A 26533-nucleotide genomic window follows, 5' to 3' on the forward strand; every position below is an offset into this window, starting at 1 on the left:
GTGACACCAGCCCGCGTTACGCCAGGCCCGCGACCAGCTCGGCGACGGGCTTGCGCCGCCCCGTGTAGAACGGGATCTCCTCGCGGACGTGCATCCGCGCCTCGGAGCCGCGCAGATGACGCATCAGGTCGACGATGCGGTACAGCTCATCGGCCTCGAAGGCCAGCACCCACTCGTAGTCGCCGAGCGAGAAGGACGGCACGGTGTTGGCGCGCACGTCCGGGAAGCCGCGGGCCATCTTGCCGTGGTCGGCCAGCATCCGGCGGCGGTCCTCGTCGGGGAGGAGGTACCACTCGTAGGAGCGCACGAAGGGGTAGACGCTCACATAGGCGCGCGGCTGCTCGTCGGCGAGGAAGGCCGGGATGTGCGACTTGTTGAACTCGGCGGGGCGGTGCAGCGCCATGTTCGACCACACCGGCTCCAGCGCACGGCCGAGACGGGTCCGGCGGAAGAGGTTGTACGCCTCCTGGAGGGCGTCGGAGCTCTCCGAGTGCCACCAGATCATCAGGTCCGCGTCGGCCCGCAGACCGGACACGTCGTACGTGCCGCGGACCACCACGTCCTTGGCCGCGAGCTGCGCGAACAGCTCCTCGACCTCGTCGGCGTAGCCGCCGCGGTCCTCCGGGAGGACGTCGCGCAGCTTGAACACGGACCAGAGGGTGTAGCGGATGACCTCGTTGAGGTCCTTGGCCTTCTTGCCGGCGTGCGGCACCTTCTCGGGCGCCGCGGGGGTCTGCGGCGCGGAAGCGGGAGTGGAAGCGTCTGTCATGTCGTCCATTCTCACTCGGCGGCGACGGCGTCCGGCGTCAGGGTGCCGAGGAGCTCGTCCGCGGCGCGCCGCCCCGAACCGACACAGGCCGGGATGCCGACGCCGTCGTAGACCGCACCGCACACCCGCAGCGCCCCCGGCATCCGGGCGACCGCCGCGCGGATCCCGGCGACCCGCTCCAGATGGCCGACCGCGTACTGCGGCAGTCCGCCCTCCCAGCGGGTGACCGTGCTCGCCACCGGCCGGGCGGTCAGGCCGACCGCCGCGCCGAGGTCGGCGAGCGAGAGGTCGACCAGTTCGGAGTCCTCGCGCTGGAGATCGGCGGTGTCCTGATACCGGCCGAGGGACGTGCGCAGCACGAAGAGGTCGGGGTCGGCGGCGTCGATCCAGCCCCATTTGTGGCTGGCGAAGGTCGCGGCCTTGATGCGGTGGCCGTCGACGGGCGGGACGAGGAAGCCGCTGCCGCCGGGCACCCGGTCCAGGTCGGCGCGGCGGAAAGCCAGGGTGACCAGCGCCATCGAGGCGTAGTCGACGGTGTCCAGCGCGGCGGCCGCGTCGGGGCACCCGTCGCGCAGCAGGCCCGCCGCGGCGTCCGCGGGCGCGGCCAGCACGACCGCGTCGGCCGCGAGCGTCCGGTCGTCCCCGAGGCGGAGCCGCCAGCCCGTCTCCGCGGACCAGTTGAGGGCCCGGACGGGGGTGCCGAGGCGGATCTCTCCGCCGGCCCGGCGGACGGCCTCGGCGACCGCGTCCGGCAGTGTCCCGATCCCGCCGTCGAGGCCCATGAAGACCGGCGGGGTCCGGTCCGGCCCGCCCGTTGGCGCGGTGGCGGCGGTGCGCGCCTGGAGGGCCCGTACGCCCTCGATCAGGGAGCGCTGCGACCGGGCGGCCTCGAAGAGCTGCGGGACGGCGGCGCGCATCGAGATGCGGTAGGCGTCGCCCGCGTAGACACCGCCGAGCAGCGGTTCGACGAGCCGGTCGACGACCTCCCGGCCGAGCCGGGCGGCGACATACGCGCCGACCGCGACATCCTCGCCGGCCTCGGTCCGCTCCAGCGTCTCGTCCTCGGCGATCCGCGCCATCCCGTCCGGCGAGATCACCCCGGAGGCGGCAAGCGGACCGAGGTCCCCCGGGACGCCCATGACGTGTCCCTTGGGCATCGGGCGCAGCGCCCCGCGGGTCCACAGCGACGCGGTGGCCGTGGCGGGCGGCTGCAGCCGGTCGCCGAGCCCGACGGCGCGCGCGAGGTCCACCGCTTCCGGGCGCCTGGCCAGCATCGATTCGGCGCCGAGATCGACGGGGACGCCGGCGATCGCACCGGCGCGCAGCTTGCCGCCGAGCCGGCCGGACGCCTCCAGGACGGTCACCCGGGCGCCGCCTTCGAGCAGGCGGTGCGCGGCCGCCAGTCCGGAGATTCCGCCACCGATGACGACGGCATGACCGGGCCGGTGGCTGCTCGTACGGGTGTGCACTGCGCTCATGCCCCCACTCTCTCAGAGCCCACTGACACACCTCCGACCGGATCATGGTGCACGGGGCCGGGGAAGGTGACCGGGAGCCCCGTTGACAGCGGGCGGCGGCGGGCAAAGACTCGTGGTCGGCGGCGGCGATCTTCGCACCGCCCACCGACGTCGAGCCGGGACAGCGAGGACAGCGCCTGATGACCGACCCACACGTCCGGGATGTGTACATCGTCGATGCCGTACGGACCCCCGTCGGCAAGTACGGCGGCGCGCTGGCCGGGGTACGGCCCGACGACCTCGCCGCCCATGTGGTCCGGGCCCTGGTGGACCGCACTCCCGACCTCGATCCGGCGCGGATCGACGATGTCTGCTTCGGCGACGCGAACGGCGCGGGCGAGGACAACCGCAATGTGGCGCGGATGGCGGTGCTGCTGGCCGGGCTGCCGGTGACCGTCCCCGGCGTGACCGTGAACCGGCTGTGCGGGTCCGGTCTGGAGGCGGTCATCCAGGCGGCCCGCGCCATCGCCCACGGCGACGCGCATATCGCGGTGGCGGGCGGTGTGGAGTCGATGAGCCGTGCGCCCTATGTGCTGCGCAAGCCCGAACGCGCCTTCCCGGCGGGCCATCAGGAGATGTTCTCCTCCACGCTGGGCTGGCGGATGGTCAATGCGCGGATGCGGCCGGAGTGGACGGTCGCGCTGGGCGAGGGCGCCGAGCTGATCGCCGACCAGCACGGCATCACCCGCGAGCAGCAGGACGTGTTCGCGCTGGCCAGCCACCAGAAGGCGGTACGTGCCTGGCAAGAGGGCGCCTACGAGGCCGAGGTCGTGCCGCTGCCGGACGTGGACCTGCTGCGCGACGAGACGATCCGGGAGGCGTCGTCCCTGGAGTCGCTGTCCAAGCTGAAGCCGGTGTTCCGCCCGGCCGGAGGCACGGTCACCGCCGGGAACTCCTCACCCCTCAACGACGGTGCGGCCGCGCTGCTGCTGGTCGACGAGGAGGGACTGCGGGCCACCGGGCGGGAGCCGCTGGCCCGTATCCGCGCGAGCGCGGTGACCGGTATCGAGCCGCAGCTGTTCGGGCTGGGCCCGGTGGAGGCGGTACGGCGCGCGCTGGAGCGGTCCGGGCGCGGCTTCGACGACGTGGCGGCCTTCGAGCTCAACGAGGCGTTCGCGGCCCAGGCGTTGGGCTGTATCGGGCAGTGGCCGGAACTGGACCCCGCGGTGGTGAATCCGCGCGGCGGCGCCATCGCCATCGGCCATCCGCTGGGCGCGTCCGGCGCCCGTCTGGCGGGCTCGGTGGCCCACCAACTCGCCGCCCTGGGCTCGGGTACCGGCCTCGCCGCGCTCTGCATCGGCGTGGGCCAGGGACTCGCCCTGGTCCTGGAGCGCTGAGCGCCCGCCCCGGCGGGCCGGACCGGCACCCACCACGACGAAGCACCGACACAACGAAACACCGACGAAGGAGCACACGGCATGGCGGCGGAGCGGCTGGTAGTCGTCGGGGGCGATGCGGCGGGGATGTCCGCGGCCTCGCAGGCACGCCGGCTGCGCAAGCCCGGCGAGCTGGCGATCACCGCGTTCGAGCGCGGCCACTTCACCTCGTACTCCGCCTGCGGCATCCCGTACTGGGTGGGCGGCGACGTCGACGGCCCGGAGGCGCTGATCGCCCGTACGGCCGAGGAGCACCGCGCCCGGGACATCGATCTGCGGATGCGCACCGAGGTCACCGAACTCGACCTGGACCGCGGCCGGGTGCGGGTCCGGGAGCTGGACAACGGCGGCCGGGAGTCCTGGGCCGGCTTCGACAAGCTGGTGCTGGCGACCGGCGCGCGGCCCCGCCGCCCCCGTCTGCCGGGGATCGACGCGCCGGGGGTGCACGGTGTGCAGACCCTCGACGACGGTCAGGCCCTGCTGGACACCCTCGCCGCGTCGTCCGGCCGTCGGGCGGTCGTCGTGGGCGCGGGCTACATCGGCGTGGAGATGGCCGAGGCGCTGATCCGTCGCGGCTATGCCGTCACCGTCCTGGAGCAGAGCGCCCAGCCGATGTCCACCCTGGACCCGGACATGGGCGCGCTCGTCCATGAGGCGATGTGCGACATGGGCATCGAGACGGTGTGCGGGACGACCGTCACCGGGGTGCTGACCGATACGGAGGGGCGCGCCCGCGCGGTCACCACCGGGGACGCCGAGTACCCGGCGGATGTGGTCGTACTGGGCATGGGGGTGCGTCCGGAGACCACGCTCGCCGCCGCGGCCGGGCTGCCGCTGGGCGAGTCCGGCGGGCTGCTCACCGATCTCGCGATGCGGGTCCGCGGCCAGGAGCACATCTGGGCGGGCGGCGACTGTGTGGAGGTCCTGGACCTGGTCTCCGGGCACACCCGCCATATCGCGCTGGGCACCCACGCCAACAAGCACGGGCAGGTCATCGGCGCCAATGTGGGCGGCGGCTACGCCGTCTTCCCCGGAGTCGTCGGTACGGCCGTCAGCAAGGTCTGTGATCTGGAGATCGCCCGGACGGGGCTGCTGGAGCGTCATGCGCGGGCCGCCGGACTGCGCTTCGTCACGGCGACCATCGAGGCCACCAACCGGGCCGGCTACTACCCCGGCGCCCGCCCGATGCACGTCAAGATGCTCGCCGAACTCCGTACGGGCCGGTTGCTGGGGACGCAGATCGTCGGCCGCGAGGGCGCCGGGAAGCGGGTGGACATCGCGGCGGTCGCGCTCACCGCCGGGATGACGGTGGAGCAGATGACCGCCCTCGACCTCGGCTACGCCCCGCCGTTCTCCCCGGTCTGGGACCCGGTCCTGGTGGCGGCCCGCAAGGCGGCCGGCGCCGTACGGGCCGCCGGGGCCTGACACCGCGCTGCGGCGCCGGACCGCCGCAGCACTGTCGCTCAGCGCGCCGTCTGCGTGTGCACGTACTCGACCAGGCGGGTCAGCGCGTCCGGGTCGGTGGTCGGCAGGACGCCGTGGCCGAGGTTGAAGATGTGGCCCTCCAGGCCGGCGGCCGCGTCGAGGACCTCACGGGCCTTGGTCTCGACGGCCTCGCGGGGGGCGAAGAGCACGGCCGGGTCGATATTGCCCTGGAGCGCCTTGCCGGGGCCGACGCGGCGGGCCGCCTCGTCCAGCGGGACCCGCCAGTCGGCGCCGACGACATCCGCGCCCGCCTCGCCCATCAGACCGAGGAGTTCACCGGTGCCGACACCGAAGTGGATCCGCGGTACGCCCAGGCCCTCGACCGCCCGGAAGACCTTCTCGGAGGCCGGCATCACGGAGCGGCGGTAGTCGGCCGGCGAGAGCGCGCCGACCCAGGAGTCGAAGAGCTGCACCGCGCTCGCCCCGGCGGCGATCTGGACCTTGAGGAAGGCGGCGGTGATGTCGGCGAGCCGGTCCAGGAGGTCGGCCCACAGCTGCGGGTCGCCGTACATGAGGGCCTTGGTGCGCTCGTGGTTGCGCGACGGGCCGCCCTCGACGAGGTAGCTGGCGAGCGTGAAGGGCGCACCGGCGAAGCCGATCAGCGGGGTGCCGCCCAGCTCGCGGACGAGCATGCCGATGGCCTCGGTGACGTACGGGACGTCGCCGGGCTCCAGGCGGCGCAGCTGCTCCAGGTCGGCGCGGGTGCGGATCGGGTTCTCGACGACCGGGCCGACGCCGGGCTTGATGTCGAGGTCGATACCGATGGCCTTGAGGGGGACGACGATGTCGCTGAAGTAGATGGCGGCGTCGACGTTGTGGCGGCGCACGGGCTGGAGGGTGATCTCGGTGACGAGATCGGGCCGCATGCACGAGTCGAGCATCGCGATGCCCTCGCGGACCTTGCGGTACTCGGGGAGCGAGCGCCCGGCCTGACGCATGAACCACACCGGGGTGTGCGGCACCGGTTCACGTCGGCACGCCTTGAGGAAGGCCGAGTCTTGGGTACCGGTCTGCTGCTGGCCCGAGGGGCTGTGGTTGGCGCTCACGCCCCAAATCTTCGCACGCCGGGCCGACCGCCCATGGGGGCAGGTGGCCGATATCTCCGCATGCGCCCGGGGGCACCTCCGAATGGGCGACGCGCGCACCGGGTGTCCTCCCCGTATGCGGGCCCGGTTCCGCCTAATCTTCCGGGCATGGCTGCGGCTCATGAACACCTCGCGGACAGCGCGGACGAGACCCCGATCCCCTTCCGTCAGGCGGTCGAGGCGCTGCGCGCGGCACGACTGCGGCCGGAGATCGAGATCGATCCGACGCCCGCTCCGAAACGGCTCGCCCCGTTCGCGTATGCGCTGGAGGCCGCGGTCGTCGAGCGCGGCGCGGGTCCGGACGGCGAGGACCGGGATCTGGCGGACGGCCGGCTGGTGGTGCTGCACAACCCGGCCGGGGACGAGACCTGGCAGGGCACGTTCCGTGTGGTGACCCTGGCGCGGGCGGAGCTGGAGCCGGAGATGGGCGCCGATCCGCTGCTGCCGGAGGTGTCCTGGTCGTGGCTCACCGGCGCACTGGACGCGCGCGGGGTGCACTACGGCGCACCGAGCGGGACGGTCACCCGGGCCGGCTCGCACTACTTCGGCGGGCTCGCGGCGCGTGAGCCGGCGACCCAGATCGAGATCCGGGCGTCCTGGACTCCTGCCGAGGGCCCCGGCGGAGTGCCGGATCTGGCGGCGCATCTGTCGGCGTGGTGCGATCTGCTCTGCCAGGTCGCGGGCCTGCCGCCGGCCCCGCTGGACATGACGACGCGCGGCGGGATCGTCCCGCTGCCCCAGCGCCGCGGCGCACAACCCCGCTGAACTCCGCTTTTCCCCGCGGCCCGGCCGCGCTGACCGTGTTCGCACACCGCCGGCCGCGGTGATCGTCGCGCTGCCGTCCGGCGCGCATCCCACCCCGCCGCCTCCCCCTGAGGCGTTCCGTTGACGCGGTCCGGGCGGCATCGCGTACGGCTTTGATCATCTCGGTGCGCACCGGGTGCTCACCCTGATCGATCACCCATCCGATTTGCCCGAATTGCCCCTAACTAAATCGTGATCAAAGTCTAAAGTCCCGCCGGTTTGCTGCCGAAGAGGTCAGTGACCCTTCAAACACGGATCATTCCGGCGCCCCCAAGCCGGCATCCGTCCCCCGCCACTCCCCCCAGGAGGCCCGGTGTCTGTTCTCCTCGAGCAACCTTCGAGCCTGGTCGCCTACCGCCCGAACAAGCCGACGGCCATGGTCGTCGTGGCCGACCCTCGCGTCCGCTCCACCGTCACCCGCCACCTGTGGGCCCTCGGAGTGCGCGACGTGATCGAGGCGTCGTCCATCGCGGAGGCCCGTCCCCGCGTCGGCAACCCGCGCGACATCTGCGTTGCCGACGTCCACCTTCCCGACGGCTCCGGCCTCACGCTGCTGTCCGAGACCCGGGCGGCGGGCTGGCCGAACGGCCTCGCGCTGTCCGCGGCCGACGACATCGGTGCCGTACGCAACGCCCTGGCCGGCGGCGTCAAGGGCTATGTCGTCACCGGTACCCGCACCAACCTGGGCCTGCCCGGCCGCCCCGGCACCTCACCGATCGGCGCCAACGCGGCCCGTATGCAGCGCCGTCCCCCGGGCGCCCCCGGTCACCCGGGCGGCTACCGGGAGCTGTCGGGACGCGAGGTCGAGGTGTTGCGGCTGGTGGCGGAGGGCCAGTCCAACAAGGCCATCGGCGTCTCGATGGGGCTGTCGGCGCTGACCGTCAAGAGCCACCTCGCCCGTATCGCCCGCAAGCTCGGCACCGGCGACCGGGCCGGAATGGTGGCGGTCGCCCTGCGCACCGGCATCATTCACTGACCGTCCACACGACCGTCTCGCCCGTCGAGGGAACGTTCCCTCGACGGGCGACGTGCATACACAGATACCCTTGACTGGTGACCGACGCCCAAAAGACCGCAGCAGACACGACACTGCGAGCAACCGGAGACTCGCCTCCGGACCCCCGACCGGCGCCGGTCCCTCTCCTGGAGCCCCGCGAGGGCATCCCCCCGGTGACCGCCACGGACGAGGCACTCGCCGAGGTCGTGGCCGCCTTCGCGGCCGGTACGGGCCCGGTGGCCGTCGACGCCGAGCGGGCCTCGGGCTACCGCTACGGCCAGCGCGCCTACCTCGTACAGTTGCGCCGCGAGGGCGCCGGCAGCGTGCTGGTCGACCCGGTCGGCTGCCCCGACCTGTCGGCGCTGGGGGAGGCGATCGGCGACGCCGAGTGGGTGCTGCACGCCGCCACCCAGGACCTGCCGTGTCTGCGTGACATAGGGATGGTCCCCACCCGGCTGTTCGACACCGAGCTGGCCGGGCGGCTGGCCGGCTTCGCCCGGGTCGGCCTGGGCGCCATGGTCGAGAACGTGCTCGGCTTCGCCCTGGAGAAGGGCCACTCCGCCGTCGACTGGTCCACCCGCCCGCTGCCCGAGCCCTGGCTGCGTTATGCCGCGCTCGATGTCGAGCTGCTGGTGGATCTCCGGGACGCGCTGGAGGAGGAGCTGACGCAGCAGGGGAAACTGGAGTGGGCCCGGCAGGAGTTCGCCGCGATCGCGGCCGCTCCCCCGCCACCGCCCCGCAAGGATCCCTGGCGCCGTACGTCCGGGATGCACAAGGTTCGCCGGCGCCGCCAGATGGCCGTCGTACGGGAGCTGTGGACGGCCCGTGACCAGGTTGCCCAGCGGCGCGATGTGTCGCCCGGCAAGGTGCTCGGGGACGCCGCGATCGTGGAGGCGGCGCTGAGCCTGCCGCCGAACAGTCACGCGCTGGCGGGGCTGCCCGGCTTCGGGCACCGGATGGGACGGCGGCAGCTGGAGCAGTGGCAGGCCGCCGTGGACCGCGCCCGCGCGCTGCCGGAGAGCGAGCTGCCGCAGCCCGGCCAGCCGCTCAACGGCCCGCCGCCGCCCCGCGCCTGGGCCGACAAGGACCCGGCCGCCGCGGCCCGGCTGTCGGCCGCCCGTGCGGCGGTCACCGCGCTCGCCGAGAACCTGAATCTCCCGCAGGAAAACCTGATCACTCCGGACACGGTGCGCCGGCTGTGCTGGGAGCCGCCGGCCGAGCCGAGCCGGGAATCGGTCGCCGAGGTGCTGGCCGGCCACGGCGCCCGCCCCTGGCAGATCGAGCAGGTCGCGCCGCTGCTCACCGAAGCGCTGGTGACGGACGCCGGCTGACGCGGATGCCCCGGGCACAGGAGACTCCGGCCCGGGGCATGCGGGGTGGTCGCTCAGTCCTGATCGACGTTCATCCACAGGACCTTGCGGTTGGTCGCGTCGATCTCGTACGTCGTCTCGTTCCAGTCGTCGGGGGTCACCACGCCCACCGTCCATGCCACGGTGTCGTTGCCGTGGTCGGCGTCACCGAGCTCGATGGTGGTGACGGTGCCCTTGGTCTTCTCGGTGGCCGTCTGCGCGGCCTGCTGGGCCGTCACGGTGGCCTTGGTCAGCCGGGCGGCCAGCTGCTGCTTGTCATCGGGGTCTTCCGACTGGGGCTGCGGCTTCTGGGCCTTGCCGGAGACCGCGTCGACGCGCACGGCGTAGGCCGCCCCGTCGGTCGTCGCCACGGCGGTGTCCCAATACGGGCTGGCGGGCGTCCCCTTGAGTTCCGCGGCGATCGCCTCCGAAGAAGGCACGGCCGCGATGGCCGCCTTCAGCGCCTGCCCGTAGTCCACCTTCGCCTTGGGGACCAGGGCCTTGCGCTGGGCCTGGTCCGCGCTGAGCGAGCCGGTCGGGGAGGCGGGTGCGGTGGCGGGCACCGCCCGTGAGGGGCCCGCGCTCTTGTCGGGGCTGCCCGTGTCCTTGCCGCTGTCCCCGCAGCCCGACAGCAGCGCGCCCGTGGCGGCGACGGCACAGACCAGTCCGATCGTGCGCGGCCCCGCCGGACGCCCGCGCCGGACCACGACACCACTCCTCTTCGTATCCATATGGGCACTTTAGGTGTGAGATGGGACCAATTACTCCAAGACCCGACGGTGTTCTGTCCTTTTCGCTCACCGGTTTCCACCGGTTGCGGTGCACTCACCCCGTAGCCGGGGCATCCGCCGGGTGTGACCTTCAACGCTCCGGGCGGTGGGGGTGTGCAGCCTGGTTACCCGTAAGTAGCATGTCGGTGGGAAGCGCCCCGCGGGGCGCCCCGCAGCAGCAGTGCCATCCCGCACCTGGAGGAGAGCCAACGTGCCTCGTACCGCTAGGGACGTCGTCTTCGTCGACGGCGTCCGCACCCCGTTCGGCAAGGCGGGCCCGAAGGGCATCTACCACGAGACCCGCGCCGACGATCTCGTCGTGAAGGCCATCCGGGAGCTGCTGCGCCGCAACCCGGCCCTGGACCCCGCGAAGATCGACGAGGTCGCCATCGCCGCGACCACCCAGATCGGTGACCAGGGTCTGACCATCGGCCGCACGGCCGGCATCCTCGCGGGCCTCCCGCAGTCCGTCCCCGGCTACTCCATCGACCGCATGTGCGCCGGTGCGCTGACCGCCGTCACGGCCACCGCCGGCTCCATCGCCTTCGGCGCGTACGACGCCGTCATCGCCGGCGGTGTCGAGCACATGGGCCGTCACCCCATGGGCGAGGGCGTCGACCCGAACCCGCGGTTCGTCAGCGAGAAGCTCGTCGACCAGTCGGCCCTGTTCATGGGCATGACGGCGGAGAACCTCCACGACCGCTACCCGCACATCACCAAGCAGCGCGCCGACGAGTACGCCGTGCGCTCGCAGGAGAAGGCGGCGAAGGCGTACGCGAACGGGAAGATCCAGCAGGACCTGGTGCCGGTCTCGGTGCGCAACACCAACGCGGAGGTCGGCGAGACGGGCTGGGGCCTGGTCACCGCCGATGAGCCGATGCGTCCGGGGACGACCCTGGAGAACCTCGCGGGCCTGAAGACGCCGTTCCGTACGCACGGCCGCGTCACCGCCGGTAACGCCGCCGGTCTCAACGACGGCGCCACCGCCTCGGTCATCGCCTCCGAGGACTTCGCCCGGGAGCACGGCCTCCCGGTCAAGATGCGCCTGGTCTCCTACGCCTTCGCCGGTGTCGAGCCCGAGGTCATGGGCTACGGCCCGATCCCGGCCACCGAGAAGGCGCTCGCCAAGGCGGGCCTGGGCATCGAGGACATCAACCTCTTCGAGATCAACGAGGCGTTCGCCGTGCAGGTGCTCGCCTTCCTCGACCACTACGGCATCGCGGACGACGACGCGCGCGTCAATCAGTACGGCGGCGCCATCGCCTTCGGCCACCCGCTGGCCTCCTCCGGTGTGCGGCTGATGACCCAGCTGGCCCGGCAGTTCGAGGAGCAGCCGGAGGTCCGCTACGGCCTGACCACCATGTGCGTCGGCTTCGGCATGGGCGCGACGGTCATCTGGGAGAACCCGAACCACAAGGACGCCGGAGGCGACAAGTGAGCAACACCACCACCGCCGAGCTTCTGAAGGGTGCGGCCGAGCTGTTCCCGGACGAGGTCGTCACGTCGGCGCATGTCCGCCACCTCGATCTGCCGTACGGCGCGGGCAAGTTCGCGCTGATTACACTCGACAACGGCTTCGACCACACCAAGCCGACCACCTTCGGTCCCGGCTCGCTGGCGAACCTCAACGCCGCGCTCGACCAGGTCGAGAAGGAGGCCGCGGACGGCGAGATCGTCGGCGTCGGCATCACCGGCAAGCCGTTCATCTTCGCCGTCGGCGCCGACCTCAAGGGCGTCGAGCTGCTGAAGAAGCACGAGGACGCGCTGGCCATCGGCAAGGGCGGCCACGAGGTCTTCAAGCGACTGGCCGGGCTGGCCGTGCCGACCTTCGCGTACTACAACGGTGCGGCGATGGGCGGCGGCGTCGAGGTCGGTCTGCACTGCTCCTACCGCACGGTCTCCAAGGCCCTTCCGGCCTTCTCGCTGCCCGAGGTCTTCCTGGGTCTCGTCCCGGGCTGGGGCGGCTGTGCGCTGCTGCCGAACCTGATCGGCGCGGACAAGGCCGTCTCGGTCATCATCGAGAACTCGCTCAACCAGAACAAGCAGCTCAAGGGCCAGCAGGTCTTCGACCTCGGCATCGCGGACGCGATCTTCGAGGGCGCGGACTTCCTGGAGCAGTCGCTGATCTGGACGGCGAACGTCCTCAAGGGCGAGGTCACCGTCGAGCGCCCCGAGGTCGACCGCGGTGAGGGCTGGGACCAGGCCGTCGCCAAGGGCAAGTTCATCGCCGACGGCAAGGTGCACGGCGCCGCCCCGGCCGCCTACCGGGCCCTCGACATCATCGCCGCCGCCAAGGACGGCGATCTGCAGGCCGGTTTCGACGCCGAGGACCAGGCCCTGGCGGACCTGATCATGGGTGGCGAACTCCGCGCCGGCATCTACTCGTTCAACCTGGTGCAGAAGCGCGCCAAGCGGCCCGCCGGTGCGCCGGACAAGAACCTGGCGCGTCCGGTCAGCAAGGTCGGTGTCGTCGGCGCCGGTCTGATGGCCTCGCAGCTGGCCCTGCTGTTCCTGCGCCGCCTGGAGGTGCCGGTCGTGCTGACCGACATCGACCAGGAGCGCGTCGACAAGGGTGTGGGCTATGTCCACGCCGAGATCGACAAGCTGCTGGGCAAGGGCCGGATCAACCAGGACAAGGCCAACCGCCTCAAGGCCCTGGTCTCCGGTGTGCTCGACAAGGCCGAGGGCTTCTCCGACGCCGACTTCATCATCGAGGCGGTCTTCGAGGAGATCGGCGTCAAGCAGACGGTGTTCGCGGAGGTGGAGGCCGTCGCCCCGGCGCACGCCATCCTCGCCACCAACACCTCCTCGCTGTCGGTCACCGAGATGGCCTCGAAGCTGAAGCACCCCGAGCGGGTCGTCGGCTTCCACTTCTTCAACCCGGTCGCGATCCTGCCGCTGCTGGAGATCGTCCGCGGCGAGAAGACCGATGACGCCTCGCTGGCCACGGCCTTCGGTGTCGCCAAGAAGCTGAAGAAGACCGCGGTGCTGGTGAAGGACGCCCCGGCGTTCGTCGTCAACCGCATCCTGACCCGCTTCATGGGCGAGATCCAGAACGTCATCGACGAGGGCACCCCGGTCGAGACCGCCGAGAAGGCCATCGAGCCGCTCGGTCTGCCGATGTCGCCGCTGGTGCTGCTGGAGCTGGTCGGCCCGGCGATCGGTCTGCACGTCTCCGAGACGCTGAACCGCGCCTTCCCGGACCGCTTCACGGTCTCGCCGAACCTCAAGGCCGTCGTCGAGGCCGGCAAGCGCGGCTTCTACGTCTACGACTCCGGCACGCCGGAGCTGGACCCCGAGGTCGCCGCGCTGCTCAAGCAGGGCGACTCGGTGCTGACGGAGGAGCAGGTCCGCGACCGTGTTCTGGACGCGGTGGCGCAGGAGATCGGCCTGATGCTGGACGAGGGCGTGGTCGCCGAGGCGCAGGACATCGACCTGTGCCTGATCACCGGCGCCGGCTGGCCCTTCCACCTGGGCGGCATCACGCCGTACCTGGACCGCGCGGGCGTCTCCGAGCGGGTGCGGGGCAAGAAGTTCCTGGCCCCGGGTATCGCGAGCGTCCCCGCGTAAGGGCGCACCGATCACCACGGCGCGGGTCGGCTCGGCGGAGCCGGCCCGCGCTGTCGTGTGCCCGGCGCGGGCCGGGCCCGGCATGGGAGGGTGGCGCCATGGATTCCCTGGTCATTGTCGATGCCGCGAATGTCGTCGGCTCGGTGCCCGACGGCTGGTGGCGGGACCGGCACGGCGCGGCGGAGCGGCTGCGCGACGCCCTCGCCGGCTACGCCACCACGGGCCTGCCGGGCCTGGCGCCGCCGCCCCTGGAGATGGTCCTGGTGGTGGAGGGCGCGGCACGCGGCGTCGAGTCCATCGAGGGCGTCCGGGTGGTCCCGGCCCCCGGCAGCGGCGACGACCGCATCGTCCAGCTCGTCTCGGACGCCTGCCAGGACCGGGACTGCCTGGTCATCACCGCAGACCGCGAACTCCGCACCCGCGTCCAGGCCCTGGGCGCCCGCGTCACGGGGCCGAGGGCGGTGTGGGGGCGGGGGCGCGGCGGGGATTAGGCGGGCTCATGCCATGCCCTCCCAGGCGTCGGCTCCGAAGGTGCCTTTCACCTCGGAGGCGAGGGTCGCGGGGTCCACGGTGGCCTGGAGGGCGTAGACGGTGGTCTTGCGGGGGCCGCGGACGCTGAGGTGTACGGGGCTGTCGCCCGGGTGGTCCGCGAGGATGCGCTTGAGTTCCTTGACGGACTGTTCGGTGATGCGGTGCGCGGGGAGCGCGAGCCGTACGGGGAGCTTGCCGCCGTGTTCGGCGGCGGAGAGGTCGAGGACGGTGAGTTCTCTGCCGAAGAGCTGCACCGTGCCGTCCCGGTCCTCGATCCGGCCGGTGACGGAGATGACGTTGTCCTCGGCCAGTGCGTGCTGGACGAGTTGGTAGGCGGCGGGGAAGAACAGGACCTCGATGGCGGCGTCGCGGTCTGCGAGGGTGATGACGGCCCAGGCGTTGCCCTGTTTGGTCATCTTGCGCTGGATGCCGGTGATCAGGCCGGAGAGCCGCACCTCTCCGGTGCTGCGGCCGGAGGCAAGCAGGTCGGCGATGGTGCAGTCGCGGGCGCGGGAGAGTACGTCCTCGGCACCGTCCAGCGGATGGGCGGAGACATAGAGGCCGAGCATCTCGCGTTCGGTGGCCAGGAGCTGACGGCGGGGCCACTCCGTGTCGTCGACGGGGAAATCGAGCCCGAAGACGGGTGCGCTGCCGCCTGCCCCGGCCGGCTCGGCGAAGAGGTCTTCCTGTCCGAAGCTTGCCGCCTTCTTCACCGGGGTGATCGCATCGATGGCCTCCTCGTGGAGGGCGGTGAGGCCCTTGCGGGTATGTCCCAGGGAGTCGAAGCTGCCGGCCTTGATCAGGGACTCCACGGCCCGCTTGTTCAGTGCGGGCAGACCGGCCTTGTCGAGGAAGTCGGCGAAGGAGCTGAACTTTCCCTTGGTGCGGCGGGCCTCGACGATCGCGTCGATGACGTGGTCGCCGACGTTGCGCACCGACCGCAGACCGAAGCGCACATCGTCGCCGACGGCGGTGAATTCGGCGACGGATGCGTTCACATCGGGCTGGAGGACCCGTACGCCGTTCTTGCGGGCGTCGGCGAGGTAGACGGCGGCCTTGTCCTTGTCGTCGCCGACGGAGGTGAGCAGGGCCGCCATGTACTCGGCCGGGTAGTTGGCCTTCAGATAGGCCGTCCAGTAGGAGACGAGACCGTATCCGGCGGTGTGGGACTTGTTGAACGCGTAGCCGGAGAAGGGGAGCATGACGTCCCACAGGGCCTTGATGGCCTCCTCGCTGTAGCCGTTGGCACGCATTCCGGCGTGGAAGGTGTCCCACTCCGCGGCCAGCACCTCGGGCTTCTTCTTGCCCATCGCACGGCGCAGCAGATCGGCACCGCCGAGGGTGTAGCCGGCCAGCTCCCGGGCGATGGCCATGATCTGCTCCTGGTAGACGAGCAGATGGAAGGTGTTGCCGAGGATGGGCTCCAGGGCGTCCTGCAGCTCGGGGTGGATGGGGGTGATGTCCTGGCGGCCGGTCTTGCGGTGGGCGTAGTTGGTGTGGGCGTTGGCCGCCATCGGGCCGAGCCGGTAGAGGGCGTTGACCGCCGCGATGTCCTCGAACCGGGTGGGTTCCATCTGCCTCAGCAGCACGCGCATGCCCCCGCCGTCGAGCTGGAAGACGCCGAAGGTGTTGCCCTCGGCCAGCAGCCGGTAGGTCGTGGCGTCGTCGAGCGGGATGACGGTGGCGGAGGAGTCCCCGTCCTGCGGGTCGACGGTGGTCAGGCTGACGCCGCGGTTCTCCCGGATGTTCTCGATGGCCTGGTCGATGACGCCGAGGTTCCGCAGCCCCAGGAAGTCCATTTTGATCAGGCCCATGGCTTCGCAGGACGGGTAGTCGAAGCCGGTGATCTTCACCCCGTCCGAGGCGCGCATATGCAGCGGGATGCGGTCCGTGAGGGTGGTCTTGGAGAGGATCACCGCGGCGGCGTGCACACCGGTGCCGCGGGTGAGTCCCTCCACGCCGCGCGCGGTGTCGATGACGCGCCGCACGTCCTGTTCGCGCTCGTACATCTGCCGGATCTCCGCTGCCTCCCCGTAGCGTTCCTGGGCGGGGTCGACGATGACGGCGAGCGGAGCCGAGGTGCCGTTCTGGTCCGGCGGAAGCGCCTTGGTGATCCGTTCTCCGTGGGAGAAGGGATAGCCGAGAATGCGCGAGGAGTCCTTGATCGCGTTCTTGGCCTTGATCTTGCCGAAGGTGTTCACCATGGCGGTGTAGTTCTCGCCGTACTTCTCGGTGACGTAGCGGACCATCCGGTCGCGCTGACGGTCGTCGAAGTCGAGGTCCACATCCGGCGGATTGATGCGCTCCGGATTCAGGAACCGTTCGAAGAGCAAACCGTGCTCCAGGGGGCACAGTTCGGTGATGCGGGTGGCGTAGGCGACGATCGATCCGGTGGCCGAGCCCCGCCCGGGGCCGAGGGGGATCCGGTTCTCGCGGGCGTGCCGGCAGATGTCCGCCACGACGAGGAAGTACGAACTGAAGCCCATGGGGCCGATCACCGACATCTCGGTCTCGAAGCGCGCCACGATCTGCGCGGGCACCGGATCGCCATAGCGCATGGCCAGGCCCTTGACTGCCTCCTTGCGCAGCCACGACTCCTGGGTCTCCCCTTCGGGCACGTCCGGGAATTGCGGCATCTCGTCGACGTAGTGGAAGACATCGTCATAGGGCTCGGTGCGCTCGGCGATCAGCAGGGTGTTGTCACAGGCTTCCGGGAGCTCCGAGAACAGGCGGCGCATCTCCGCGGCGGTCTTGAGGTAGTAGCCGGATCCGTTGAAGCGGAAGCGGTTCGGGTCGTCCTTGTCCTTGCCGACGCCGATGCACAACAGGCTGTCGTGCGCGTCGGCCTGGTCCTCCGTCACGTAGTGCGCGTCGTTGGTGGCCAGCAGCGGGATGCCGAGATCCTTGGCCAGTCGCAGCAGCCCCTGGCGGACGTCGCGCTCGATGTCCAGGCCGTGGTCCATCAGCTCCAGGAAGTAGTTCTCCTTCCCGAAGATGTCCTGATAGGCGCCCGCGGCGGTCCGGGCCTCGTCGTACTGGTTCAGCCGCAGCCGGGTCTGGATCTCTCCCGAGGGGCAGCCCGTGGTGGCGATGATGCCGTCCGGCCGCTCGGCGATCAGCTCCCGGTCCATACGCGGTTTGCCGGCCGGGAACTGGCCCTCGTAACTGGCCCGCGTACTGAGCCAGAACAGGTTCCGCAGCCCCTGAACGTCCCGCGCCCACATGGTCATATGGGTGAAGCGGCCGCCACCGGAGACATCCTTCGAGCCCTCGCCGTCCTCGCTCATGGCGCGACGGCCTCCGGGCCCCCAGAACTCCTGCTTCCGGACGAAGCGCGAGGACGGTGCCAGATACGCCTCGATACCGATGATCGGTTTGATGCCCTCGAAGTCCTTGGCCACCTGCGCGAATTCATAGGCGCCGAACATATTGCCGTGATCGCTCAGGGCAATCGCGGGCATGCGCTGGCGGGCCACCTCGCCGAACATCGGCTTCATCTTCTGGGCGCCGTCAAGCATCGAATACTCGGTGTGGTTGTGCAGATGGACAAAGGAATCCGGCACGAGTGGGGGCACCTCAGGGGTGAAGGGACACAAGGGATTTGTGCAACCGCAGGTTGACCACACCTATGAAAGCGGCCGGTACCTCTGGGGATCAAACAACCATTTCGACGCAATGAACAACGGATGGTTGTTCTCTTAGGATGGCGGCCGTGGATCTCAACGCCGTACGCACCTACGTCACCGTCGTCGACACCGGACAGTTCCAGGAAGCGGCCGCCGCTCTCTCGGTCACCCAGCAGGCGGTCTCGAAACGCGTCGCCACACTGGAAAAGGACCTCGGCGTAGCGCTGTTCAGGCGGCCCGCCCGGGGAGCCGGGCTCACCATCGACGGGCAGGCCTTCCTCCCCTACGCCAGAGCGCTCCTACGGGCCGAGGAAGAGGCCGCCGCATCCGTACGGCCCGGACACCGGGCACTGCGCGTCGATGTGATCGGCCGACGGCTCTCCACGGCGGGCCTGCTCCGCGACTTCCACCGGGCCCACCCCGAGACCGGTCTCGACGTCATGACCCTGTTCAACTCGGCCGAAGCCATCGCCGCCGTCCAGGCCGGCACTATCGACGCGACCTTCCGTGCCCTGATCGTGCCGGGCCGGCAGCTGCCCGACGGCCTGGCAGCCACCGTGGTCTTTGATGAACCCCTCCAGCTGTTCACCGGGCCCGCGCACGAATTCGCCACCGCCCGCTCCCTCACTCCCGCGCAGCTCGCCGGGCGCCGGATCTGGATGCCGGGCAACGCCGCCGACACCGAGTGGGCGGCCTACTACGACGAACTCGCCGCCACCTTCGGCATCACCATCGACGCGGTCGGCCCGAACTTCGGCGTCGAGCATCTGCTGGACACGATCGCGGACTCCTCGACGCTGGGGACCTTCCTCAGCGAGCAGACCCCGCTGGTCTGGCCCGCCGGTCACGACCTGCGGCGCATCCCCCTGCGGGACCCCACCCCGGTCTACCCGCACTCACTGATCTGGCGCTCCGACAACCCGCACCCCGCCCTCGCGGCCCTGCGCCACCACCTCACCTCCGCCTATCCCGGCCGCCCCGCCACCGGCATCTGGACCCCGCAGTGGGCCCAGCCCGCTCGTGCTGAGCACCGGTGACGGGCGGCGGTCGTCAGTCCTTCGCGGACTGGCGGTTGCGGAGGCCGAGGCGGCTGTGGGAGCGGCCGTACAGGAAGTAGACGACGAAGCCGGCCACCATCCAGGCGGCGAACCGGACCCAGGTCTCGGCGGGCAGGTTGAGCATCAGCCACACCGAGGCCGCCACCGAGAGGACCGGCACCAGCGGGACCAGCGGGGTGCGGAAGGAGCGGGGCAGGTCGGGCCGGGAGCGGCGGAGCAGGATGACTCCGACCGCGACCACGACGAACGCGAACAGGGTGCCGATATTGACCAGTTCGGCGAGTTCGTCGATCGAGGTGAAGCCGGCGACCACGGCGACGACGACGCCGAGCGCGATGGTGGAGCGGTAGGGGGTGCCGAACCGCGGGTGGGACCGCGAGAAGACCCGCGGCAGCAGCCCGTCCCGGCTCATCGCGAAGAACACCCGGCTCTGGCCGAGCAGCAGAATCATGCAGACGGAGGTCAGACCGACGGCGGCGCCGAAGCTGATCACGCCCGCGTAGAAGGGGTGTCCGAGGTCTTTGAAGGCATCGGCGAGCGGGGCGTCGGTGGAGAGCTTGGTGTACTTCTCCATACCGGTCACGACGATCGACACGGCCACGTACAGGAGCGTGCAGATGGCCAGTGAGCCGAGGATGCCGCGCGGTACGTCGCGCTGCGGGTTGCGGGTCTCCTCGGCGGCGGTGGCCACGATGTCGAAGCCGATGAAGGCGAAGAAGACCACGGCCGCCGCGGCGAAGATGCCCAGGGTCCCGAAGTTGGAGGGGGTGAAGCCGAACATCAGCTGGGCCAGCGGCGCGTTCAGTCCGCCGCCGGCTTCCACGGGCTCGCTGGGCGGAATGAACGGCGTGTAGTTGGCACCGTTGATGAAGAAAGCACCGGCGACGATGACCAGCAGGACGACGGTCACCTTGATCCCGACGACCACCGCCGTCACCCGCGACGACAGCTTCATCCCGAGCACCAGGATGCCGGTCAGCACCAGGACGAGGATGAAGGCCAGCAGATCGAAGCCGAACCGCCCCTCATGGGTGCCGGACAGAGCGGCGGGCAGATGCAGCCCGCCGGTGTCCAGCAGGGACCGCACATAGCCGGACCAGCCGACCGCGACCACCGCACAGCCCAGGGCGAGTTCCAGGATCAGGTCCCAGCCGATGATCCAGGCGGGCAGCTCGCCCAGTGAGGCGTACGAGAAGGTGTAGGCCGATCCGGCGACCGGCACGGTGGAGGCGAACTCCGCGTAACAGAGCGCCGCCAGCGCGCAGACCACGCCCGCGACGACGAAGGACAGGGCAACGGCGGGCCCGGCCTGTTCCTTGGCGATTTTTCCGGTGAGTACGAAAATGCCGGTGCCGATGACGACACCGACACCGAAGACGGTCAGATCGAACGCGGACAGCGACTTCTTGAGAGTGTGCTCCGGCTCCTCGGTATCCAGGATCGACTGTTCCACGGTTTTCGTCCGGAACAGACCGCGACCGCGGCGTGAATCGTGTGGTGTGCCGTGCTGTGAACTCATGGGCGAACCTCCACCTGGACGACCCTGGCAACTCTGCTGAACTGACCGAGTCTCCGCAATGCCGGGAAACAGTCAGCTTCGGCGGGCCTCCGGGCGGGGGTGATTCACCCGATGGGGTGCGGCCGTACGTATGCCGATGGGCCGGGCGGAACATCCGTACGGATGACCGGCCCGGCCCATCGTGCCGTTCGCGGGATCAGTCGCGGGTGGCCTCGGCAGGCTCGGCCGCACCCTTGGCGCGGGCGGCCTCGGAGGCGTCCGCGGTGTCCGTGGTGTCCTCGTCGGCCGCGCGGAGCGGGGACTGGGACAGGCCGTCGATCTTGGAGACCAGGCCGGTCACCTGGCGGGCGATGTCCGGCGCGGTGAGCCCGATCTCCGCCATGACCTCCTTGCGGGAGGCGTGGTCGAGGAACCGCTCGGGGATGCCGAAGTCGCGCAGCGGCAGGTCCACCCCGGCGTCGCGCAGCGCCTGGGCGACGGCCGAACCGACGCCGCCGGAACGGACGTTGTCCTCGACGGTGACCACGACCCGGTGTTTGGCGGCCAGGCCCGGCAGCGCCGCGTCGACCGGCTTGACCCAGCGGGGGTCGACGACGGTGGCCGAGATCCCCTGCTTGTCGAGGAGATCGGCGATCTCCAGGCACATCGGGGCGAGCGCGCCGACGGACACCAGCAGGACATCGGGCCGGGTGACGCCCTCCGCGGGCTCCCGCAGCACGTCCATACCGCCGATCCGTCCGACGGCCTCGACGGCGGGGCCGACGGCGCCCTTCGAGTAGCGCACCACGGTGGGCGCGTCCTTGACCTCGACGGCCTCGCGCAGCTGGGCGCGGACCTGGTCGGCGTCGCGCGGTGCGGCGATCCGCAGCCCCGGGACGACCTGCAGGATCGACATGTCCCACATGCCGTTGTGCGAGGCGCCGTCGGTGCCGGTGACTCCGGCCCGGTCCAGCACGAAGGTGACACCGCACTTGTGCAGCGCCACATCCATCAGCACCTGGTCGAAGGCGCGGTTGAGGAAGGTGGCGTAGACGGCGAAGACCGGGTGCAGGCCGCCGGTGGCCATGCCCGCCGCGGAGACCGCGCCGTGCTGCTCGGCGATGCCGACGTCGAAGACCCGGTCGGGGAACTCCTTGGCGAACTTGTCCAGGCCCACGGGCTGGAGCATGGCCGCCGTGATGGCGACGATGTCCTCGCGCTCCTTGCCGAGCTCGACCATCTCGTCACCGAAGACGGACGTCCAGTCCTTGCCGCCCGAGGAGATCGGCAGGCCGGTGTCGGGGTGGATCTTGCCGACGGCGTGGAAGCGGTCCGCCTCGTCCTGGAGGGCGGGCTGGTAGCCGCGGCCCTTCTCGGTGAGGCAGTGGACGATGACCGGGCCGCCGAAGCGCTTGGCGCGCGTCAGGGCGGACTCCAGCGCCTCGATGTCATGGCCGTCGATCGGGCCGACGTACTTGAGGCCCAGGTCCTCGAACATGCCCTGGGGGGCGATGAAGTCCTTCAGGCCCTTCTTGGCGCCGTGCAGGGTCTCGTAGAGCGGCTTGCCCAGGACGGGCGTGCGCTCCAGCAGGTCCTTGCCGCGGGCCAGGAAGCGCTCATAGCCGTCCGTGGTGCGCAGCGTCGCCAGGTGGTTGGCGAGGCCGCCGATGGTCGGGGCGTAGGAGCGCTCGTTGTCGTTGACGACGATGACGAGCGGGCGGTCCTTGGCGGCGGCGATGTTGTTGAGCGCCTCCCAGGCCATACCGCCGGTCAGCGCGCCGTCACCGATGACGGCGGCGACCCGGTCGTCCGACCCCAGCACCTCGTTGGCCTTCGCGATGCCCTCGGCCCAGCCCAGGACCGTGGAGGCGTGGCTGTTCTCGATGATGTCGTGCTCGGACTCGGCACGGGAGGGGTAGCCGGACAGGCCGCCCTTCGCCTTGAGCTTGGAGAAGTCCTGACGGCCGGTGAGCAGCTTGTGGACGTAGGACTGATGCCCGGTGTCGAAGAGGACCTTGTCCTTCGGGGAGTCGAAGACGCGGTGCAGGGCGATGGTCAGTTCGACCACGCCGAGGTTCGGGCCGAGGTGTCCGCCGGTCTTGGACACCGCATCGACAAGGAAGGAACGGATCTCCCCCGCCAGCTTCTCCAGCTGTTCCGGGCCCAGTCGGTCCAGATCGCGCGGTCCCCTGATACGGGAAAGCAACGCCACCCCTGCCTCCTTGCTGCTGCTTGCTGCCGTGGGTCGAGCTTGCCGATCAGATGAGTCTAATGTCGCGGCCGCCCCGGCGACGCACGGGCCTCGCGATGTATGTCACTCGGGTGACACGGGTCTCGGAGCACCGCACGGCCTACCGCTGCGCACGCGGGCCGGCCCCCACCGGATGATGCCCGGTGGGGGCCGACGGCGTCGGACGGGGGCCGCGATCAGGTGCGTCCGGCCGTTTTCTGGGTCCGGCGGGAGACCGAGTCGATGACCACCGCGGCCAGCAGGACCGCGCCGGTGATCATGTACTGAATCTCACTGGCCATGCCGAGCAGGTTCAGGCCCTGCTGGATCGACTGGATGACCAGCATGCCCAGCAGCGCGGACCAGATCTTGCCGCGGCCGCCGAAGAGGCTGGTGCCGCCGATGACGGCCGCCGCGATGACGTTCATCAGGGTGTTGCCGGAGCCCAGGTTCTTGGTGGCGCCACCGGAGAGGCTGGCGATGAACAGGCCGCCGAAGGCCGCGAGCATGCCGGAGACCGCGAAGACGCTGATCCGGATCTTGTTCACATTGATACCGGCGCGGCGGGCCGCCTCGGCGTTGCCGCCGACCGCGAAGATCTGCCGTCCGTAGGTGGTACGGCGCACCACGAAGTCGGCGATGACCAGGACCGCGAGGAACAGCACCAGGGCCAGCGGCAGCCCGCGGGCGCCGGCCGGCTCGTTCAGGACATAGGCGACAACGAAGGCGAGCAGCGCGACCACGCCGGTGCGCAGCAGGATCTCGCTGAGCGGCCGGGACGGCAGCGCGGCGGCCCGGCGGCGCTTGCTGTCCAGCAGCAGCGATCCGGCGTAGGCGAGGACCGCGACCAGCGCGAGACCGTACGCGGCGGCCTTGTCCTCGAAGTAGTAACCGGTGAGGTTCTCCACGACACTGCCGCTCGGCGTGTTGATGGAGCCTTCGTTGCCCATCATCCAGATCTGCAGACCGCTCCAGCCGAGGAATCCGGCCAGGGTGACGACGAAGGCCGGCACTCCGATCTTGGCGAAAAAGAACCCGTGCAGGGCGCCGATGGCGATACCGGCCACGATGGCGATCAGCACGGCGAGCCAGTCGTTGACGCCATGGGTGACGCTGAGCACCGCCCACACGGCCGCGCCGACACCCGCCACCGAGCCGACCGACAGATCGATCTCGCCGAGCAGCAGCACGAAGACGATGCCGACGGCCATGATGCCGAGGCCGGAGGTGTAGACACCGATGTTGGCGAGGCTGTCCGCGGACAGGAAGCTGCTGTTCTTCAGCTGGAAGACGACCGCGATGACGAACAGGCCGATGACCACCGGCAGCGAGCCCAGCTCACCGCCGCGCACCCGGCGCTTGAAGTCGTTGAGGTAACCGGCGAAGCCCTGTTCGCGGACGAGCAGACGGGGGTCGACGGCGGCCGGCTGGGGGGTGTCGGCGCCCGGGGCGTCCGGGACGGCGGGGGCGTCCTGCGCCGGCTGCTTGGTGAGATCACTCATGCCCCGGCCTCCTTCTTCACCTGGTCCGTACGCGCCCTGCGGCGGGTCACGGCGTTGTCCGAGGCGCCGGTGATGGCGGCGATGATCTCTTCGTGGGAGGTGCCCTCGACATCGAAGACACCGTTGTTGCGGCCCAGCCGCAGCACCGCGACCCGGTCCGCGACGGCCTGCACATCGGCCATGTTGTGGCTGATGAGGATGACGCCCAGACCGCGCTCCCGCAGCCGCTCGACGAGGTCGAGGACCTGCGCGGTCTGCTCGACGCCGAGCGCGGCGGTCGGCTCGTCCAGGATGACGACCTTCGGGTCGCCGATCAGCGCACGGGCGATGGCGACGACCTGCCGCTGACCGCCGGAGAGCGCCGCGACCGGGATCCGGACGCTGGGGATCCGGATGGACAGCGTGTCCAGCAGCTCCTGGGCCCGCTTCTCCATGGCGATCTCGTCGAGGACACCGGCGGTGCGGGTCTCGTTGCCGAGGAAGAGGTTGGCGACGACATCGAGGTTGTCGCAGAGCGCGAGGTCCTGGTAGACGGTGGCGACGCCGAGTTCCTGGGCGTCGTGCGGCTTGTTGATGCGGACCGTCTCGCCCTGCCATTCGATGGCGCCGTCATCGACCGGGTGGACGCCCGAGATGGTCTTGACGAGGGTGGACTTGCCGGCGCCGTTGTCGCCGACGAGGGCGACCACCTCACCGGGGTGGATCTCCAGGGTGACGTCCGTGAGTGCCTGGACGGCGCCGAACCGCTTGGAGATTCCGCGCAACGCCAGCACAGGCGTAGCGGACACGTGAATCATCTCCTTCGCCGCCGTCACAACGGCGGGGATGGTGGTGCGTGGAGCGGGGGGGATTGCGAGGGGACGGTCCGGTGTCCGCGCCCGGGACGGGATGGCGGGGCGCGGGTGCGGGCCGGTGGAGGTAGGGGTGCGGGCCGGTCGGGGTGCGGACCGGGAGGGGATGCGAGGCGGTCGGGGGTGCGGACCGGTAGGTATACGGGCCGGTCCGGGGCCGCGGGCGGTGCCGCGCGGCCCCGCCTGACCGGGGGCTGGGGCCTGGGGCCGGGGGCCGGAGCGTTGAATCTGGGCCGGAGGCCGTGGAATCGGGGCCGGGAGCCGTCGTCGGAGGCCCCCGGGGCCTTACTTGATGCCGGCCGCGTCGCAGGCCTTCTTGGCGTCGCCGGTGCAGATCTGGCTCGCCTTGTAGACCTTGTCCTTGAGGATCGTGGACGCGATGTTGTCCTTGGTCACGATCTGCGCGTCGTACAGCTTGGCCGGGATGCCCTTGACCTCGCCGCTGAGGCTGTCGACCTTGGTGTCCGTCAGGGAGTCGATCTTCTCGCCCTTGAGCAGCTTGACGGCGATCTCGGCCGTGGAGTCGGCCTGCGGCTTGATCTGCTTGTAGATCGTGAACGCCTGCTCGCCCTTGAGGATCCGCTGCAGACCCGCGAGCTCGGCGTCCTGGCCGCCGACCGGGACCTTGACGCCCTTCTGCTTGAGCGCGGTGATGATGCCGCCGGCCATGCCGTCGTTGCCGGAGTAGACGCCCTGGACGCCGTCCTTGCCGAGCGAGTCGAGGGCGGCGCCCATCTTCTTGTTCGCCTCGTCCGAGGACCAGTCCGGGATGTCCTGCTCGTACGCGATCTTCTTGACCTGCTTGTCGAGGACGCTGTGGGCGCCCTTCTTGAAGAACGGCATGTTCGGGTCGGTCGGCGAACCGTTGATCATGACGACATTGCTGTCCTTGGCCTTGTCCCCGAGCGCCTTGACCAGCGCCTGGCCCTGCAGGCGGCCGATCTTCTCGTTGTCGTAGGACACGTAGGCGGAGAGCTTGCCCTCGGCCAGCCGGTCATAGGCGACGACCTTGACGCCCTTCTTGGCGGCCTGGTTCACCCAGGACTTGGTCGCCTTGAAGTCGACCGCGTCCAGAATGATCACCTTCACGCCCTGGGTGATCAGCGCGTCGAACTGCTTCTTCTGGGTCTCGGTCTCCTGCGCCGCGTTGTTGTACTTGACCTTGCAGTCGCTGCACAGCTCATGGATCTTCGCCTCCATGAGCGGGCGGTCGAAGGTCTCGTAACGCGTGGTCTTGTTCTCCGGCAGGAGCAGGCCGATGGTCTTGTTGTCGCCACCGCCCTTGGCGTTGTCGCCGGCCTTGCCGCACGCGGCCACGGAGAGTGCCATCGAGACGGCGGCAGTGCCTATGACGACGCGACGCGTCCAAACGTTCATGGGGATGCCTCCCTGACGAGGCCGCGTCGTTGCGGCCGAGGTGGCTGGAAGTCAACTCGGCCGCCAGCCGACCGTCAAGGAGTAAATCCTTAACGAGATGACAACGGTGCCATGCGTTAGCTGCGTGAACTCAGAGCG

General features: G+C 70.5%; 19 protein-coding genes. 9 read left to right on the top strand and 10 right to left on the bottom strand.

The genetic code is table 11. The annotated features are described in order from the left end of the window. Positions 1-16 precede the first annotated feature (16 nt). Together hemQ and hemG are read right to left on the bottom strand one after the other, a co-directional pair. The gene (gene hemQ / locus STRTU_RS07710) at positions 17-778 is read right to left on the bottom strand and encodes a hydrogen peroxide-dependent heme synthase (protein WP_371873569.1); all 762 of its coding nucleotides are present in this window, start codon (positions 776-778) and stop codon (positions 17-19) included. Between the two features lie 2 nt (positions 779-780). Beyond that, positions 781-2247 carry a protoporphyrinogen oxidase gene (hemG, locus tag STRTU_RS07715; protein WP_159742860.1) on the bottom strand — a complete coding sequence of 489 codons (1467 nt, stop codon included), beginning with the start codon at positions 2245-2247 and terminating at the stop codon, positions 781-783. A 179-nt stretch (positions 2248-2426) separates the two neighbouring features. Here hemG and STRTU_RS07720 point away from each other — a divergent pair, with 179 nt between their 5' ends. Together STRTU_RS07720 and STRTU_RS07725 are read left to right on the top strand one after the other, a co-directional pair. After that, positions 2427-3623, top strand: coding sequence for a thiolase family protein (locus tag STRTU_RS07720; RefSeq protein WP_159742861.1), 1197 nt, complete (start codon positions 2427-2429; stop codon positions 3621-3623). Between the two features lie 81 nt (positions 3624-3704). Next, positions 3705-5087, top strand: coding sequence for an FAD-dependent oxidoreductase (locus tag STRTU_RS07725; protein ID WP_159742862.1), 1383 nt, complete (start codon positions 3705-3707; stop codon positions 5085-5087). A 38-nt stretch (positions 5088-5125) separates the two neighbouring features. Here STRTU_RS07725 and hemE read toward each other — a convergent pair whose 3' ends face one another. Next, entirely contained in the window at positions 5126-6193 is a 1068-nt protein-coding gene (hemE, locus tag STRTU_RS07730; protein ID WP_159742863.1) for a uroporphyrinogen decarboxylase, read from the bottom strand. Between the two features lie 147 nt (positions 6194-6340). Between hemE and STRTU_RS07735 the strand changes: the two genes are divergently transcribed. The 3 genes from STRTU_RS07735 (at position 6341) to STRTU_RS07745 (ending at position 9364) form a co-directional block, all read left to right on the top strand. Then, positions 6341-6997 (top strand): DUF3000 domain-containing protein, encoded by a 657-nt coding sequence (locus STRTU_RS07735; protein WP_159742864.1) that lies wholly within the window; start codon positions 6341-6343, stop codon positions 6995-6997. A 352-nt stretch (positions 6998-7349) separates the two neighbouring features. Further along, positions 7350-8012, top strand: a complete 663-nt coding sequence (locus tag STRTU_RS07740) for a response regulator transcription factor (protein WP_018536954.1) — start codon at positions 7350-7352, stop codon at positions 8010-8012. 77 nt (positions 8013-8089) lie between these two features. Beyond that, positions 8090-9364 (top strand): ribonuclease D, encoded by a 1275-nt coding sequence (locus tag STRTU_RS07745; protein ID WP_159742865.1) that lies wholly within the window; start codon positions 8090-8092, stop codon positions 9362-9364. Between the two features lie 53 nt (positions 9365-9417). Here the strand turns inward: STRTU_RS07745 and STRTU_RS07750 are convergent, their stop codons facing one another. After that, positions 9418-10113, bottom strand: a complete 696-nt coding sequence (locus tag STRTU_RS07750) for a PepSY domain-containing protein (RefSeq protein WP_246240227.1) — start codon at positions 10111-10113, stop codon at positions 9418-9420. A gap of 250 nt (positions 10114-10363) precedes the next feature. Between STRTU_RS07750 and STRTU_RS07755 the strand changes: the two genes are divergently transcribed. The 3 genes from STRTU_RS07755 to STRTU_RS07765 all read left to right on the top strand — a co-directional run bounded on the left by STRTU_RS07755 (position 10364) and on the right by STRTU_RS07765 (position 14213). Further along, entirely contained in the window at positions 10364-11590 is a 1227-nt protein-coding gene (locus STRTU_RS07755) for a thiolase family protein (RefSeq protein WP_159742866.1), read from the top strand. Then, a complete protein-coding gene (locus tag STRTU_RS07760) occupies positions 11587-13722 on the top strand; it encodes a 3-hydroxyacyl-CoA dehydrogenase NAD-binding domain-containing protein (protein WP_159742867.1) in 2136 nt (711 codons plus the stop codon). The genes STRTU_RS07755 and STRTU_RS07760 overlap by 4 nt, the downstream gene beginning before the upstream one ends. 98 nt (positions 13723-13820) lie before the next feature. Further along, a complete protein-coding gene (locus STRTU_RS07765; protein WP_159742868.1) occupies positions 13821-14213 on the top strand; it encodes a PIN domain-containing protein in 393 nt (130 codons plus the stop codon). Positions 14214-14219: 6 nt separating this feature from the next. Here the strand turns inward: STRTU_RS07765 and dnaE are convergent, their stop codons facing one another. Further along, positions 14220-17816: a DNA polymerase III subunit alpha gene (gene dnaE / locus STRTU_RS07770; RefSeq protein WP_159742869.1), complete on the bottom strand. Its 3597-nt coding sequence runs from the start codon at positions 17814-17816 to the stop codon at positions 14220-14222. A 149-nt stretch (positions 17817-17965) separates the two neighbouring features. Between dnaE and STRTU_RS07775 the strand changes: the two genes are divergently transcribed. After that, entirely contained in the window at positions 17966-18916 is a 951-nt protein-coding gene (locus tag STRTU_RS07775; RefSeq protein ID WP_159742870.1) for a LysR family transcriptional regulator, read from the top strand. A gap of 13 nt (positions 18917-18929) precedes the next feature. Here STRTU_RS07775 and STRTU_RS07780 read toward each other — a convergent pair whose 3' ends face one another. The 5 genes from STRTU_RS07780 to STRTU_RS07800 form a co-directional block, all read right to left on the bottom strand. Beyond that, a complete protein-coding gene (locus STRTU_RS07780) occupies positions 18930-20456 on the bottom strand; it encodes an amino acid permease (RefSeq protein ID WP_159742871.1) in 1527 nt (508 codons plus the stop codon). 196 nt (positions 20457-20652) lie between these two features. Beyond that, entirely contained in the window at positions 20653-22647 is a 1995-nt protein-coding gene (gene dxs / locus STRTU_RS07785; protein ID WP_159742872.1) for a 1-deoxy-D-xylulose-5-phosphate synthase, read from the bottom strand. A gap of 215 nt (positions 22648-22862) precedes the next feature. Continuing rightward, complete coding sequence (locus STRTU_RS07790; protein WP_159742873.1) at positions 22863-24167, bottom strand: sugar ABC transporter permease; 1305 nt, start codon at positions 24165-24167, stop codon at positions 22863-22865. After that, complete coding sequence (locus tag STRTU_RS07795) at positions 24164-24964, bottom strand: ATP-binding cassette domain-containing protein (protein ID WP_159742874.1); 801 nt, start codon at positions 24962-24964, stop codon at positions 24164-24166. Before STRTU_RS07795 ends, STRTU_RS07790 begins: the two co-directional genes overlap by 4 nt. A gap of 339 nt (positions 24965-25303) precedes the next feature. Further along, positions 25304-26395, bottom strand: a complete 1092-nt coding sequence (locus STRTU_RS07800; RefSeq protein WP_246240230.1) for a sugar ABC transporter substrate-binding protein — start codon at positions 26393-26395, stop codon at positions 25304-25306. Positions 26396-26533: the final 138 nt, after the last annotated feature.

Source organism: Streptomyces tubercidicus (assembly GCF_027497495.1).
In the GTDB taxonomy this organism is placed as follows: Bacteria; Actinomycetota; Actinomycetes; order Streptomycetales; family Streptomycetaceae; genus Streptomyces; species Streptomyces tubercidicus.